Genomic DNA, 15,293 nt, shown 5'->3' on the forward strand with positions numbered 1-15,293 from the left:
TCCTGCCTGCCCGCAAAACAAACGGTTTCAATCCCGCTGACATCGACGTGATTCTCTCTGGTTTAGTCGTCGGCACAATGCAGCGAAAAGATTCGCCGGGAAAGCATCTATTCAAGATATGATGAATCATAGTTGTCGCAGATGAAATTACTACTGTAAATTGAATCTAGCGCCGCACTTCGGCAAGAAGCGTTTCGCCTGCCGGGCTTAATACATAGTGGATCCGCTGGGTTCGCGCATCGCGCTGCCTGATGATGATATAATCGTCCTGCTCGCCAAGCAGGGTAACTTCGCGCAACACAAGCGCATGCGCAACGCCCAGGCGCCGCGCAAAACTACGACTATCAGACGCGACATTAAACGCAAGTGCCGCGATAATCCCCGCCCCCAGCCGCGAGATTTTGTCCGATGTCGCCTCAAGCGCATCGACCAGCGCCATATATTCGGCTTCGTCCATCAGGCGGCTTCTGCTCGCAAGGGACGGAAGGAAACGATGACAGACTTGGATGTCGGCGTGTAGCTTTCATCGCCGGCACTGCCCAGCGGCACCAGAACATTCATTTCCGGGTAATATCCGGCGATGCAACCGCGCGGAATATCATAGGGCACAAAACGGAAATTATGCGCTATGCGCTCCACCCCGTCTTCAAATTCACCGACAATATCAGCCCGGTCGCCCGCTTCCACACCTATATCGGCCATATCGGCGGGGTTCATGAAGACGACCTGCCGCTCGCCATAAACACCGCGATAACGATCATCCATGCCATAGATCGTGGTATTGTACTGATCATGGCTGCGGAACGTCTGCAACACGTAATGCCCCGGCTTGCCACGCGCCTGCTGATGTTCGATCTCGTCAGGCAGCACGCCGGTCCAGAAGGTTGCCTTGCCCTGCGGCGTCACCCATTCCAGTTCGCGCGCGCTGTTGCGCAGATGAAACCCGCGCGGAACCCGCACACGGCGGTTATAATCGTAAAAGTCGGGCAGAACACGCGCGATATGATCGCGAATAAGATCGTAATCATCGGCAAGAGCCAGCCAGTCGACGGGCTTTGGCCCAAGCGTTGCCTGTGCCATGCCGGCAATGATCGCAACTTCCGAGCGCAGATGCGGCGAGGCGGGCTGATTGATCCCGCCCGAGCCATGCACCATGCTCATCGAATCCTCAACCGATACGATCTGTGCGACGCCTTTCGAATTCAGGTCGATTTCCGTTCGTCCCAGGCAGGGAAGGATGAAGGAATCCTGCCCCGGCAAAAGATGCGAATGATTGAGCTTGGTCGCGATATGCACCGTGAGCCGCTGGCCTGACAAAGCCTTGCCGATCATGGGACTATCGGGCGTGGCGCGCGCAAAATTACCGCCAAGTCCGATAAAGGCTTTGGCCGTGCCGTCGAGCATCGCGCCGATTGCGCCAAGCACATTATGCCCCTCATCGCGCGGCGGCTTGAAGCCGAATTCCTTTTCCAGCGCATCCAGAAATGCAGCGCTCGGACGCTCATTGATGCCGACCGTGCGATCGCCCTGCACATTGGAATGGCCGCGCACCGGACAAAGACCAGCGCCCGGTCGACCTATATTGCCGCGCAGCAGCATGAAATTGGTGATTTCACGGATCATGATGACGGAATGACGATGCTGCGTAATGCCCATCGCCCATGTGCATATGACGCGGTGCGAGTTCATATAAATCCGCGCGGCCTGTTCCAGTGCCTGTCGCGTCAGCCCCGACTGATCCTCGATTTCTTCCCATGAGGTGTTGTCGACGGCACGCCGGTAGGCCTCGAATTCCGCCGTGTGTTCAGCAAGAAATTCTCGGTCCAGAATTGATGGCTCGCCTGCCGCAAGCGCCGCATCGTCGGCGGCAAAGACGGCCTTTGACATGCCGCGAAAAGCCGCGAGATCGCCGCCAAGGCGTGGCTGGTAATATTCACTGGCAACGGCTTCACTGCCGCCATGCAGCATTTCAAGCTTGTTTTGCGGATCGGCGAAGCGCTCAAGCCCGCGCTCACGAACCGGGTTGAAAACAACGATATGCGCGCCGCGCTCTGCCGCCCGTCGCAAATCGCCCAGCATGCGCGGATGATTGGTGCCCGGATTCTGCCCCACGACGAAAATCGCATCCGCCTGCTCGAAATCCTCCAGCAGCACCGTACCCTTGCCCACGCCTATGGATTGCTTGAGTGCGACACCGCTGGCTTCGTGGCACATATTGGAACAATCGGGGAAATTATTGGTGCCATAGGCCCGCACAAAGAGCTGGTAGAGAAAAGCCGCCTCATTGGAAGCGCGCCCCGACGTATAGAATTCAACCCGGTCGGCCGTATCGAAACTCTTTAGAATATCGCCAATGGCGCCAAAGGCCTCATCCCATGTCACGGCCTCATATTTATCCGTGGCTGCATCATAACGCATCGGATGCGTGAGACGGCCGGTATGTTCGAGATCGTAATCCGTCCAGCCGCGCAATTCCGTGACGCTATGTTCGGTGAAGAACGTCGGGGTCGTGCGTTTTTCGGTGGCCTCCCATGCGACCGCCTTCACGCCATTTTCGCAAAATTCGAACGAAGAACCATGTTCGGGATCACCCCAGGCGCAGCCGGGGCAATCGAAACCATCCGGCTGGTTGGCCTTGAGCAGCGTACGCACGCCCGATAACGGCGCGCCGCTGGCGAGCAATTGCCTGCCGCAGCTTTTGAGCGCGCCCCAACCGCCAGCCGCGCTGGATTTCTTGCCTATAAATCCGGTTTTGGAAGACTTGCTCATCTCATGACCCTCAAGCGCATATGCCATACCAGCATCGTCGTACCACAGACTTGAGCCGATTATGCCAAATATTAACAGCCATGGCATCCATTATGCGTCATGATTGGTGCAATGGAAGCATAAGGCACAATTCTAATTTCATCGCCGCCTTCCTGTTTCCTCTTGATTTCAGGTGCGCAATCCGTCATGCGAGTGGTAAAGAAAACAGACCAATGGGGTGAAGAATGCCCGATATTCTTGAGATCGCCGACCTGAAACGGCTTGCCCGCCGCCGCGTTCCGAAAATGTTTTTCGATTATGCGGATTCAGGCGCGTGGACCCAATCGACCTATGAAGCCAATGAAGACGACTTCAAAAAGATCAAGCTGCGTCAGCGCGTCTTGGTCGACATGACCAACCGCTCGCTTGAATCGACAATGATCGGCGAGAAGGTGTCGATGCCGGTTGCCCTTGCGCCGACCGGCCTCACCGGCATGCAGCATGCGGATGGCGAAATGCTGGCCGCGCAGGCTGCCGAGGCATTCGGCGTTCCCTTTACGCTCTCGACCATGAGCGTCTGCTCCATCGAAGACGTTGCCTCGGTCACAAGGAAGCCGTTCTGGTTCCAGCTTTATGTCATGAAGGACCGGGATTTTGTAAAAAATCTCATTGGTCGGGCCAGGGCTGCTGGCTGTTCGGCACTGGTATTGACGCTTGATCTGCAAATTCTTGGCCAGCGCCATAAGGATTTGCGCAACGGGCTTTCGACACCGCCCAAATTCACGCCCAAACATATCTGGCAAATGGCAACCCGCCCCCGCTGGTGCATGGGAATGCTGGGCACGCAGCGGCGCACCTTCCGCAATATTGCCGGTCACGCGAAAAACGTAACGGACCTGTCCTCGCTTTCCTCCTGGACTGCGGAACAATTCGACCCTCAGCTAAGCTGGAAAGACGTCGAGTGGATCAAGGAACAATGGGGCGGCAAGCTTATCCTTAAAGGAATTCTCGACGCCGAAGATGCGCAGATGGCCGCAAAAACCGGGGCGGATGCGATTATCGTCTCCAATCACGGCGGCCGCCAGCTCGATGGCGCACCCTCCTCGATCTCCATGCTCAAGCCTATTGCGGATGCCGTCGGCGATAAGATCGAAATCCATATGGATGGCGGCATTCGCTCCGGCCAGGACGTGCTCAAAGCCCGTGCTCTTGGCGCGCAGGGCGTCTTTATCGGCCGCCCCTTCCTTTATGGGCTTGGGGCCATGGGCAAGGATGGCGTCACGCTGGCATTGGAAATCATCCGCAAGGAACTCGACATCACGATGGCGCTCTGCGGGAAGCGCAATATCGAAGATATTGATCCGTCGATCCTTCACTCGGTCGACTTCTGAGTATTGATTGAAACCCGGCCCTGCGCCGGGTTTCTTCAATTTAGTGAAGACTTATTTAAAGTAACTATCGTTTAAGTATATTCGTTTACCCTCTCCTTCAATTGATCATTAATCATCTCTGTTGTCGGTTGGGAAAATGCAGATGAAACATCTTTCAACTTCAATGCTCGTGACATGCGCGATGCTTTTCGGGGCAGGTAGCGCGCAAGCCGCGGACATAATCGTGGAGGAGCCGGTCGCCATCGCACCAGCGCCGCTTCTGAATTCCTCCGGCTGGTATATACGCGGCGATATTGGATACACATTCAAATCCAACACGGACGGCAACTGGAATTTCTGGAACATCGCACCGGAGCCTTATCGCGGTATCGACGACACCTTGCGCTATGATGATTTTAAGCTGAAGGGCGGGGCAAATTACGGTGTGGGTGCGGGCTATCGCTTCAACGACATGTTCCGCGCCGACGCCACGCTGGATTTCTTCCGGGCAGGCATCAATGGGCGCACCAACTGCACCAGCTATGTAAAGAGCAGTCTTGGCCTCAATCCCGTGGAAGATAATTGCCATTATGAGGACAATTCGACGGCCAATATATGGACCGCCATGGCCAATGCCTATGTCGATCTTCCGAAAATGGGCGGTCTGACGCCCTATCTGGGCGCTGGTCTCGGTGCGGCCTATGTCAATTACGATACATGGAAAACCACCGAGGTCTGCACGACCTGCACCGACCCCTATCGCAGCGACAAGGAAGGCCTCGACAGCTGGCGCTTTGCCATGGGGCTGATGGCAGGTGTGAGCTACGATTTGACCGAGCAGCTCAAGCTCGACGTCGGCTATCGCTATCTACGCATCAATGGCGGCAAGGCCTATGGTTATGATGCGATGGACCGCCGGGAGGTTCATACGAATGCCGGGGACTATAACGGCACCGGCCCCGGAGCAACCGGTACGCAGGCCAAGGATAACGGCTTTGATCTCCATACCGTCCGCGCCGGTCTTCGTTACGAATTTCGTTAAAATATCTTCCAGAGATGAAAGGCCCGGTTGATCCGGGCCTTTTGCGTTTCAGGCCCGCACCGCCGGCGTTTTCGACAGCAGCACCGTGCGGATGGCGAAGCTTGAATGAATACGCGCCACACCGGGCAGGCGCGAGAGGATTTCCTTATGAATGATTTCATAGGAAGCCGCATCCTCCGCCTCGACACGCAATATATAATCAGCGTCGCCGGTCATCAGGTAGCATTCCTGCACTTCCGGGTGCCTGCGCACGGCTTCCTCAAAACGGTTGAGATATTCTTCCGTCTGCCGGTCCAGCGTGATGCGGACGATCGCAACCAGCCGCTCATCACCGCCCGATGAGCCGACAATGGCGGTATAGCCGCGAATGACGCCGCCTTCCTCCAATATCTGCACCCGCCGCAGGCATGCGGATTGCGACAGCCCGACTTCGACCGCAAGCTGGCTATTGGTCATGCGTCCGTCCCGGCGCAGGCAGCGGATGATGTTGCGATCGATATTGTCCAGCGTTGCCATGCAGATTATTCAACCAAAAAGTTAAAACATGCGTATTTCTTGCCTAAATTCGCATAAATTGCGAAAAATAGCAAAAACATTCGAATAGTCTTCGACTAATATGGCGCATGACTTCGCGGAGGAGGTTGTCATGACCATACAGGCGAAGTCATATGTTTGAGGGAGGAAAGGGAGCATAATTCCAGTTCCACCGTAAAAAACGGACAGCGCACCCCGAAAAATGTGAAACGATTTTCGGACCAGATGCGCGCAAAACCAACAGATAGAGCGCTGATCTGCTTCAATCAGATCGAAACAGGCTCTGGTGCAGTGGAAATGGCTGAGATGTCGATACATTTTTCCCAAACCGAACGCGACCTTGCAGCGGGTGGCGTATTGACCATCGACCTCGCTGCATTGCGCCATAATTATTCTGCCATTTCGCAGCGCATTGCCCCGACCCGCGCCGCAGCCGTCGTCAAGGCGGATGCTTACGGACTTGGCGCCAGCCGCGTTGCACCTGCATTTTATGAGGCGGGATGCCGCGATTTCTTCGTTGCGCATTTGGGCGAGGCGATAGCGCTGAGGCCATTCCTCAATCCGGACGCCACCATTTACGTTCTCAACGGCCTTCAGCCCGGCAGCGAAGCGGCCTGCGCGCGCGAAAATCTGCTGCCCGTGCTCAATTCGCTCGAACAGGTGGAAAACTGGGCGAGATTGGCCAAAGCTTTCGACCACAAACTGCCAGCCCTGTTGCAGATCGATACCGGCATGGCCCGCCTTGGCCTTTCAGCCGAAGAACTCGACCGGATAGTCGATGAGCCATCGCTGCTCGACGGTATCGACATCAAATTCATCATCAGCCATCTCGCTAGTGGCGACGAACCGGAAAATCCGGCCAATGCCGCGCAGCTTGCCGCAATGACGTCGGCACTTGCGCGCCTGCCCAAGCTTCCCGTCGCCTTTTCCAATTCCGGCGGCTGTTTTCTCGAAAAGTCCTATTATTTCGATCTCGCCCGCCCCGGCGTTGCCCTTTACGGCGTTGGACCTGTACTCAAAGACGGATCTGAAAATCCGATCCGGCCCGTATTGACCCTTTCCGCCCGCGTCATTCAGGTGCGTAACGTGGATAAGGGTGCGGCCATCGGCTATGGTGGCACTTTCATCGCGTCGCAACCCATGCGCATCGCCACCATTGCCGCAGGCTATGCCGATGGCTGGTTCCGTTCGCTCAGCAACAAGGGATCCGCCTATTTCGGCGATACCCGCCTGCCCATTGTCGGTCGCGTTTCGATGGATTCGATAACACTCGATGTGACGGCGCTCCCCGAAGGCACGCTCCAGCTTGGCAGCCTCGTGGAACTCATCGGCCCCCACCAGCGGCTCGAAGATGTGGCCCGTGATTGCGACACCATACCTTATGAAATCCTGACTTCGCTCGGCAACCGATATGCTCGCGTCTATATCGACAGCAGCTCCGCCAGCCAGCAATCATAACAACAGAGGCAAAAATGCAAATCACCGTATTGGGCAGCGGCGTTATCGGCGTAACGACAGCATATTATCTGGCCAAACTCGGCCATGAAGTCACCGTCATCGACCGCGAGGAAGGACCGGGGCTTGAAACCAGCTTTGCCAATGCCGGTCAGGTTTCACCCGGCTATGCGTCGCCATGGGCAGCGCCCGGCATTCCCTTCAAGGCTGCCAAATGGCTGTTTCAGAAACACGCTCCGCTTGTCCTGCGCCTGACCACGGACCCCAGGCAATATGCATGGCTTTTGCAGATGCTCGCCAATTGCACCGAGGGCCGCTACAAGGTCAACAAATCGCGCATGGTGCGCATTTCCGAATATAGCCGCGATTGCCTGATTGCGCTTCGCGCCGATACCGGCATCGAATATGACCAGCGCACGCAAGGCACGCTCCAGCTTTTCCGTGAGCAATATCAGCTTGATGGCATCGGCAAGGACGTTGAAGTGCTGCGGCAGGACGGCGTGCCTTTTGAAGTGCTCGACCCCGAAGGCTGCATCAAGGTCGAGCCAGCACTTGCCCGCGTCCGGGAGAAATTTGTCGGCGGCCTGCGCCTGCCCAATGACGAAACCGGAGACTGCTTCAAGTTTACCAATGCGCTTGCCAAACTCGCCGAAGGTCTCGGCGTCAAATTCCGCTTTGGCGTCGATATTAAATCGCTGCTTATGTCCGGCGGCAAGATTTCGGGCGTTGAGACTTCGGAAGGTATCGTCACCGCCGACCGCTATGTCGTGGCGCTCGGCAGCTACACGCCAGCACTGGTAAAATCGCTTGGGCTTAACGCGCCGATCTATCCGGTCAAGGGCTATTCGCTCACGGCACCGATTGTCGATGAAGCGCGCGCGCCCGTCTCGACCGTCATGGATGAAAGCTACAAGATCGCCATCACCCGGCTTGGTGATCGCATCCGCGTGGGCGGCATGGCGGAAGTATCGGGCTTCAACGCCAACCTGCCCGCCGCCCGCCGCGCCACACTCGATCTTTCCGTGAGCGACCTGTTCCCCGGCGGTGATCTGAAGGCCGCGACCTTCTGGTCCGGCATGCGCCCGATGACACCGGATTCAACGCCGATCATCGGCGGGACCCGTTATGACAATGTCTTCATCAATGCCGGACATGGCACCCTTGGCTGGACCATGGCCTGCGGTTCCGGCAAGCTGCTGGCCGACCTTATTTCCGGCAAGACGCCCGATATTCGCGCCGACGATCTGGGTATTTCGCGTTACGAATAATGTTATAAAGATTCATGGCCTGAATCGCTTTCACAGCAAAGCGATTCAGGCCATTGAATAACTATTCATATTAGAAACTCGGAGGCGTGCAGGCACTGACGATTTCGCAAGCCTCAGGCCCGACACATTTGAAACGATGTGGAAGCTTGCTTGAGAAATAATAGGCATCTCCCGGCCCTAGAATGCGGCGTTCGCTGCCAACCGTCACTTCGATGCGCCCGGAAATGACGACCCCGCCCTCCTCGCCCTCATGCATGAGCAGAACCTTTCCGGTATCCGAACCCGGCTCATAGCGTTCTTTCAGAATTTGCAGCGCACGGGCAAAGAGATGATCGCCCACCTGCCGGTAGGAGATCGGCCCCCTGCCGATTTCCACCAGCTCTTCCGCCTGATAGAACACTTTATGCGGCGCGTCGGGTTCGAGAGCAAAAAACTCCGCCATTCCGATAGGAATGCCGTCCAGAATGCGCTTTAATGCGCCGACGGACGGATTGGATTGATTGGCCTCGATCAGCGATATGGTCGAGTTGGTCACTCCGGCGCGTTTGGCAAGCTCCCGCTGTGACAGATTCTGCCGCAGACGGACATAACGAAGCCGCCCTCCTATATCGACATTCATCGGGCCTCTCCCCTTCTGTTTATGATGTTCGATATAGCATAATTTTTTAAATTCATCGAAGTGTTTTCAATGAGTTAATCCATAGAAGAAAAGGACTTGTTGCTTTGAGGAAAGCGTGCCCTCCTGTTGGTAAAATAGGAGGATCAAATGCTCACCAGAACCAATGCACCCAGTCTTGAAAACTTCTGGATGCCGTTCACGGCCAACCGGCAATTCAAGGCGGCTCCACGTTTGCTGGCCAGTGCTTCGGGCATGTATTACACCGATGTGGACGGCAATCAGGTCCTTGACGGTACGGCAGGTCTTTGGTGCTGCAATGCCGGCCATGGCCACAAGCGCATCACAGAAGCTGTAGAACGCCAGATTTCAACATTGGACTTCGCCCCCACCTTCCAGATGGGCCACAATGTTGCTTTCGACTTTGCCGAAAAGCTCGCAGCAATCGCACCGGGCGGCACGGACGCGAAACTCGACCGCGTATTCTTCACCAATTCCGGTTCGGAATCAGTCGACACGGCGTTGAAAATCGCCATCGCCTATCAGCGCGCCATCGGTCAGGGCACCCGCACCATGGTGCTTGGGCGCGAGAAGGGCTATCACGGCGTCGGCTTCGGGGGCATTTCGGTGGGCGGTCTGGTCAATAACCGCCGTGTCTTCCCGCAAATCCCCGCCGACCATCTGCGCCACACGCTCGATATAGAACGCAACGCCTTCTCCAAGGGCCTGCCTGCGCATGGTGTCGAGCTTGCGGACGATCTCGAACGCCTCGTGCAGCTTCATGGCGCCGAAAAAATCGCGGCTGTCATTGTCGAGCCGATGTCGGGCTCCGCTGGCGTCATCCTGCCGCCCAAGGGCTATCTTGAGCGCCTGCGCGCCACCGCCGACAAGCACGGCATCCTGCTGATTTTCGATGAAGTCATCACCGGTTTTGGCCGTCTTGGAACGCCCTTTGCCGTCGATTATTTCGGTGTCGTTCCCGACCTCATCACTGCCGCCAAGGGCCTGACCAATGGTGCAATCCCGATGGGTGCCGTCTTTGCAAGCCGCAAGGTCCATGACGGGCTGATGACCGGCCCGGAAAACGCCATCGAACTTTTCCACGGCTATACCTATTCCGGCCACCCGGTCGCTTGCGCCGCCGGTCTGGCAACGCTTGAAATCTACGCTGAAGAAGGGCTTCTGACCCGCGGTGCCGAACTTGCCGATCATTGGCAGGAGGCGCTGCATTCGCTCAAGGGCACGCCGAATGTCATCGATATTCGCAATCTCGGCCTCGTCGGCGCAATCGAGCTTTCATCACGCGACGGTGCTCCGGGTGCACGCGCCTACGATGTCTTTGTCGATTGCTTCAAGAAGGGCCTTCTGATTCGCGTCACCGGCGATGTCATCGCGCTTTCGCCGCCGCTCATCATCGAAAAGAAACAGATCGACACGATCGTTTCCATTCTTGGCGATGCTTTGAAACGCGCAGCCTGATTGCCACCCAATCAGGCTGAACTTGCCGCCGCGTTTCCCCTGCGGCGGCATTTTTATTGGATGCGTTATCGGATATTATCTCGTTGCGCTATGATGAGAAAAATCTCTTTTTCGGGAACTTTTTTGTTTCGCATACATCCAATGTACTCCATGGGAACTTTACAGGCCATGGAAGCTTCACAGGAGGATGGGTTATGTGTGCAAAACTGGCAGAGCCAGACGCTTCTCTTCTCTTTCAGGACGACATCGACCTCGCCCGCTGCGCAATAATGCATGACGTGCAGGCGTTGCGGAAAATCATGCAGACCAATAATCGCAGGCTGTATCGTCTGGCGCGGGGCATTGTCGGCAATGAGGCGGAAGCAGAAGATGTGGTTCAGGAAACCTATCTCCTGGCCTTCAGGAACCTTGAGCATTTTCGCGGTCAATCCAGCCTGACCACCTGGCTTTCACGTATTGCTATCAATGAGGCCCTCGGGCGGCTACGAAAGAATAAGCGAAGGCAAAAATTCCTCAAGTCTGCATCCGACGTTCTTTCAACAAATGTGATCCAGTTTCCAGTCAATATGAATAGCGGCAATCCGGAACATGCGCTGGCGCAGCGCGAAATATTGCAGCTTGTCGAACGAGCAACCGACAACCTGCCGGAAAACTTCCGCCTCGTCTTCATTGCGCGCGTCATTGAGGGCCTGAGCGTGGACGAGACCGCCGAACTTCTCGCCCTGCGCCCCGAAACCGTGAAGACCCGGCTTCACCGCGCCCGTTATCTCATACGCAAGCAACTCGATGAAAAAATCGGCCCCGTGCTGCTCGATGCCTTTCCCTTTGCCGGCAAGCGTTGCGAGCGGATCATAACCGCCGTTCTTGAGCGCTTAAATATACAGGCATAGGCCGGAACCTTTTCCGCTCTCCCGCATCCAATAGGCATTCCAGCACAAGCGTAAAACGCTGAACGTCTGGAAATAGAACCAAGGGAGTGTTTCATGTCTATGCGTTCAATCATATCGCTGACGGCAATTTGCCTCTGCGCAAGCCTGTCGCTGGCTGAGGCCCATGATGGAAAATTGCACGATCCGGCAATCGCGCATATCGCCTACACGGCGGGCGTCCTTGATGTGACTGCCGCCAAACAGGCGCTTGAAAAAACCAAGAACAAGGAGGTGCGTGAATTCGCCGAAACCATGGTGCGCGACCACGAAGCCGTCAACCAGCAGGCACTTGATCTTCTCAAGAAGCTCAATGTTACCCCCGAAGACAATGATACCAGCAAGGCCCTGTCGAAAGCAGCTTCCGAGGAACTGGCAAAACTGGGTAAGCTTGATGGCGCGGCATTCGACAAATCCTATGTCGAAAACGAAGTGGCTTATCACAAGCAGGTCAATGAGGCGCTTGAAACGACGCTTATTCCCTCCGCCAGTAATGCCGAGTTGAAAAACCTGCTCGAAACCGGCCTGAAGCTGTTTCAGAGCCACCAGCAGCATGCCGAGCATATCGCTGCATCTTTGAAATAGAGCATTTCCAGCAAAAGTGTGAAACGGTTTTGCGTAGGATAATGCGATAAAACCAAAATTTAGAGGAGCAGTTCGATGCGCAATAAGCGGTACTTTCTGATACTGGCCGGGGTGCTGATCGGCCTCGCTCCGGCAGAAGCGAAAACGATCCACGTCACAATCGAAAAACTCAGCTTCTCTCCTCAGACGATCGAAGCGAATGTGGGGGATGTAATCGAGTGGAACAATAAGGATCCCATGCAGCACAGCGCGACCGTGAAGGGAGGCTGGGACATTCTGCTGCCACCCGGAAAGGTCACGAAACAGATGCTCGACTCCGCCCAGACGGTCAATTATTACTGCCGTTTCCACCCCGACATGGTCGGCCAACTGACCGTAAAACCATGAGCCTCGTGGCCAGTCCGACCCGCGCAATGCGGGCCGGACATCCGCATCAACCCGCACCTGAAATTAACGGTTCCTTTGCCTTGCTGCGCTCATATGGACGCAGTAATACTTTGCACAGCCTTTTCGTTTCAGGATTAATCCCGTCATGACCGTTTCATCCCACGACACCGAGAATCGCGTCACCTACGTGAACGGCGAATATATCGCCGCACGAGACGCCCGTATTTCCATCTTTGATCGTGGTTTTCTGTTTGGCGACGGGATTTATGAAGTCACTGCCGTTCTGGATGGCAAGCTGATCGACAGCGCAGCCCATATGGCGCGCTTGCGCCGTTCGACCGGTGAGATTGGTATTACCCTTCCTTGGAGCGAAGAAGAAATCGTCGCCATCGAGCGCGAACTGATCCGCCGCAATAAACTGACCGAGGGGCTTGTCTATCTTCAGGTTACTCGTGGCGATGGGCGCGACCGTGATTTCGTTCCTTATAAGGGTGTCACCCCATCCATCGTGCTCTTTACCCAGGCAAAAAATCTTACCGACAAGCCTGAGTTCAAAACCGGAATAAGCGTGCTTGCGCTGGATGATCTGCGCTGGAAGCGTCGCGACATCAAGACGGTCTGCCTTTTGCCGCAGGCTCTGGCCAAGGAAATCGCCAAAAATGCCGGCTGCGATGAAGCATGGATGATCGAGGACGGCACTGTCACCGAAGGCGCTTCCTCGACGGCCTATATCGTCACGGACGATGACGCCATCATCACCCGCCCCAACAGCAATCAGGTGCTGCCGGGCTGCACCCGCCATTCCCTGTTGCAGCTCATCGCCCAGACCGGCATGAAGCTTGAAGAACGTGCCTTCACGCTTGAAGAGGCTTACGCGGCCAGGGAAGCCTTCCTCACCAGCGCCAGTTCCTTTGTCTCGCCTGTAACCAGGATCGATGGCAAGCCGGTGGGCAATGGCAAACCGGGGCCGGTGAGCGAGCGCCTGCGCACGATCTATCTCGATTACGCGCGCCGCACCGCCATCTGAACCGATAGGGATATGCTCTAATATCTAATGATTGTCGCGCGGCAACCCGCGCATATGCGCAATATCCTGATATTTGATGGCATTTTCCAGCACCGCGCCGGTTTCCATCTGCCCCACCACGGCGCGCTGGATTTCCTGCCATGGCGTCTGGCTTTCAGGATATTTATATCCGCCCGCCGCTTCCAGCGCCCGGCGTCGCGCCGCCAGTTCTTCGTCGGAAATCAGAATATCCGCCGTCCCGCGGCCAATATCGATACGCACCCGGTCCCCGGTTTCAAGAAGCGCCAGCCCCCCTCCGGCAGCGGCTTCCGGGGAAGCGTTGAGAATGGAAGGGGAGCCGGACGTGCCCGACTGGCGACCATCACCGATGCAGGGCAGCGAGGTGATGCCCCGTTTCAAGAGATAGTCAGGTGCGCGCATATTGACCACTTCGGCAGCCCCCGGATAGCCGATCGGCCCCGCGCCGCGCATGAAAAGCACTGTATGCTCATCAATCTCTAGCGTCGGATCGTCGATACGCTTGTGGTAATCCTCCGGCCCGTCAAAAACCACGGCCTTGCCTTCGAAGGCATTGGGATCTTGCTCGTCAGAAAGATAGCGTTCGCGAAACTCCTGCGAAATCACGCTCAGCTTCATGATCGCCGATGAAAACAGATTGCCGCGCAATACACGGAACCCGGCATGTTTCTTCAGTGGCTGGTCAAAGGGCCTGATGACCTTGTCATCTTCGATAGCCGCAGCCTTGCAATTCTCGCCGATAGTCTTGCCATTGACGGTAAGCGCGTCTTCATTGATGAGCCCCTGCCCCATGAGCTGGTTGATGACCGCCGGAACACCGCCCGCATGATAATAATCCTCGCCAAGATATTCACCGGCAGGCTGAAGATTGACGAGAAGCGGGATTTCCTCGCCATATTCCTGCCAGTCATCGACCGTCAGATCTACCCCCACATGCCGCGCCAGCGCATTGAGATGGATCGGTGCGTTGGTCGAGCCGCCAATGGCGGAATTGACGCGAATGGCATTGATGAAGGCTTGCTTGGTCAGAATATCCGACGGCTTGAGGTCCTCATGCACCATTTCAACGATGCGCCGCCCGGTGAGATAGGCCACTTCCTGCCGGTCGCGATAGGGCGCGGGGATCGCCGCCGAGCCGGGAAGCTGCATGCCCAGCGCTTCGGCAAGCGAGTTCATGGTCGTCGCAGTTCCCATCGTGTTGCAATAGCCGGTCGAAGGCGCTGACGAGGCGACCAGCTTCACAAAGCCCTGATAATCGATCTCGCCCTTGGCAAGCAGTTCGCGCGCTTTCCACACGATGGTGCCCGAACCTGTACGCTCGCCACGGAACCAGCCATTGAGCATCGGCCCGACCGAAAGCGCGATCGCGGGAATATTGACCGTTGCAGCGGCCATCAGGCAGGCAGGCGTCGTCTTGTCGCAACCGATGGTCAGAACCACGCCATCGAGCGGATAGCCATAAAGCACTTCGACAAGGCCGAGATAGGCAAGGTTGCGATCAAGCCCGGCAGTGGGGCGCTTGCCGGTTTCCTGAATGGGATGGACCGGAAATTCGATGACGATGCCGCCTGCCTCGCGCACGCCCTCGCGCACCCGCTTGGCCAGTTCCAGATGATGGCGGTTGCAGGGCGAAAGGTCCGAACCCGTCTGCGCAATACCGATGATCGGGCGGCCCGATTGCAGCTCTTCCTGACTAAGCCCGTAATTCATGTAACGCTCCAGATAGAGCGCGGTCATGTCAATATTATCCGGATTGTCAAACCATGCGCGTGAACGCAGTTGCGGCATTTTCGGAGAAACGGGCTTGTTCATATCAGCGTCCTGTTGGGTGAGCGACC

The 15,293-nt window shown here is 56.4% G+C and carries 14 protein-coding genes; 9 read left to right on the forward strand and 5 right to left on the reverse strand.

All coding sequences use genetic code 11. The features are described from left to right. Positions 1–166: 166 nt before the first annotated feature. A complete protein-coding gene (locus tag DKP76_RS14135) occupies positions 167–457 on the reverse strand; it encodes a hypothetical protein (protein WP_425349404.1) in 291 nt (96 codons plus the stop codon). Next, the gene (locus tag DKP76_RS14140) at positions 457–2,769 is read right to left on the reverse strand and encodes an FdhF/YdeP family oxidoreductase (RefSeq protein ID WP_109707555.1); all 2,313 of its coding nucleotides are present in this window, start codon (positions 2,767–2,769) and stop codon (positions 457–459) included. The genes DKP76_RS14135 and DKP76_RS14140 overlap by 1 nt, the downstream gene beginning before the upstream one ends. Before the next feature lie 224 nt (positions 2,770–2,993). Between DKP76_RS14140 and DKP76_RS14145 the strand changes: the two genes are divergently transcribed. Together DKP76_RS14145 and DKP76_RS14150 are read left to right on the forward strand one after the other, a co-directional pair. Next, on the forward strand, positions 2,994–4,139 hold the full coding sequence (locus DKP76_RS14145) for an alpha-hydroxy acid oxidase (protein ID WP_109707441.1): 1,146 nt from the start codon (positions 2,994–2,996) through the stop codon (positions 4,137–4,139). Between the two features lie 142 nt (positions 4,140–4,281). Next, positions 4,282–5,160: an outer membrane protein gene (locus DKP76_RS14150; protein ID WP_109707442.1), complete on the forward strand. Its 879-nt coding sequence runs from the start codon at positions 4,282–4,284 to the stop codon at positions 5,158–5,160. A 48-nt stretch (positions 5,161–5,208) separates the two neighbouring features. On the opposite strand, the gene DKP76_RS14155 is transcribed toward DKP76_RS14150, so the two are convergent. After that, entirely contained in the window at positions 5,209–5,676 is a 468-nt protein-coding gene (locus DKP76_RS14155; protein ID WP_109707443.1) for an Lrp/AsnC family transcriptional regulator, read from the reverse strand. 315 nt (positions 5,677–5,991) lie between these two features. Here DKP76_RS14155 and alr point away from each other — a divergent pair, with 315 nt between their 5' ends. Together alr and DKP76_RS14165 are read left to right on the forward strand one after the other, a co-directional pair. Beyond that, positions 5,992–7,152, forward strand: coding sequence for an alanine racemase (alr, locus tag DKP76_RS14160; protein ID WP_109707556.1), 1,161 nt, complete (start codon positions 5,992–5,994; stop codon positions 7,150–7,152). A gap of 14 nt (positions 7,153–7,166) precedes the next feature. Beyond that, a complete protein-coding gene (locus DKP76_RS14165) occupies positions 7,167–8,417 on the forward strand; it encodes a D-amino acid dehydrogenase (protein WP_109707444.1) in 1,251 nt (416 codons plus the stop codon). 70 nt (positions 8,418–8,487) lie between these two features. On the opposite strand, the gene DKP76_RS14170 is transcribed toward DKP76_RS14165, so the two are convergent. Further along, positions 8,488–9,036 carry a cupin domain-containing protein gene (locus DKP76_RS14170; RefSeq protein WP_109707445.1) on the reverse strand — a complete coding sequence of 183 codons (549 nt, stop codon included), beginning with the start codon at positions 9,034–9,036 and terminating at the stop codon, positions 8,488–8,490. 147 nt (positions 9,037–9,183) lie between these two features. On the opposite strand from DKP76_RS14170, the gene aptA reads away from it, so the two are divergent. The 5 genes from aptA (at position 9,184) to DKP76_RS14195 (ending at position 13,437) form a co-directional block, all read left to right on the forward strand. Next, positions 9,184–10,512, forward strand: coding sequence for an omega-aminotransferase AptA (aptA, locus tag DKP76_RS14175; protein WP_109707446.1), 1,329 nt, complete (start codon positions 9,184–9,186; stop codon positions 10,510–10,512). A gap of 194 nt (positions 10,513–10,706) precedes the next feature. Beyond that, the gene (locus DKP76_RS14180; RefSeq protein WP_109707447.1) at positions 10,707–11,402 is read left to right on the forward strand and encodes an RNA polymerase sigma factor; all 696 of its coding nucleotides are present in this window, start codon (positions 10,707–10,709) and stop codon (positions 11,400–11,402) included. 93 nt (positions 11,403–11,495) lie between these two features. Beyond that, positions 11,496–12,023: a DUF4142 domain-containing protein gene (locus DKP76_RS14185; RefSeq protein ID WP_109707448.1), complete on the forward strand. Its 528-nt coding sequence runs from the start codon at positions 11,496–11,498 to the stop codon at positions 12,021–12,023. Positions 12,024–12,098: 75 nt separating this feature from the next. Then, a complete protein-coding gene (locus DKP76_RS14190) occupies positions 12,099–12,410 on the forward strand; it encodes a cupredoxin domain-containing protein (RefSeq protein ID WP_109707449.1) in 312 nt (103 codons plus the stop codon). A gap of 145 nt (positions 12,411–12,555) precedes the next feature. Beyond that, positions 12,556–13,437 carry a D-amino-acid transaminase gene (locus DKP76_RS14195; protein WP_109707450.1) on the forward strand — a complete coding sequence of 294 codons (882 nt, stop codon included), beginning with the start codon at positions 12,556–12,558 and terminating at the stop codon, positions 13,435–13,437. 24 nt (positions 13,438–13,461) lie between these two features. Here DKP76_RS14195 and DKP76_RS14200 read toward each other — a convergent pair whose 3' ends face one another. Beyond that, the gene (locus tag DKP76_RS14200; protein ID WP_109707451.1) at positions 13,462–15,267 is read right to left on the reverse strand and encodes an IlvD/Edd family dehydratase; all 1,806 of its coding nucleotides are present in this window, start codon (positions 15,265–15,267) and stop codon (positions 13,462–13,464) included. Between the last annotated feature and the right edge of the window lie 26 nt (positions 15,268–15,293).

It is taken from the genome of Falsochrobactrum shanghaiense, assembly GCF_003149535.1.
In the GTDB taxonomy this organism is placed as follows: Bacteria; Pseudomonadota; Alphaproteobacteria; order Rhizobiales; family Rhizobiaceae; genus Brucella; species Brucella shanghaiense.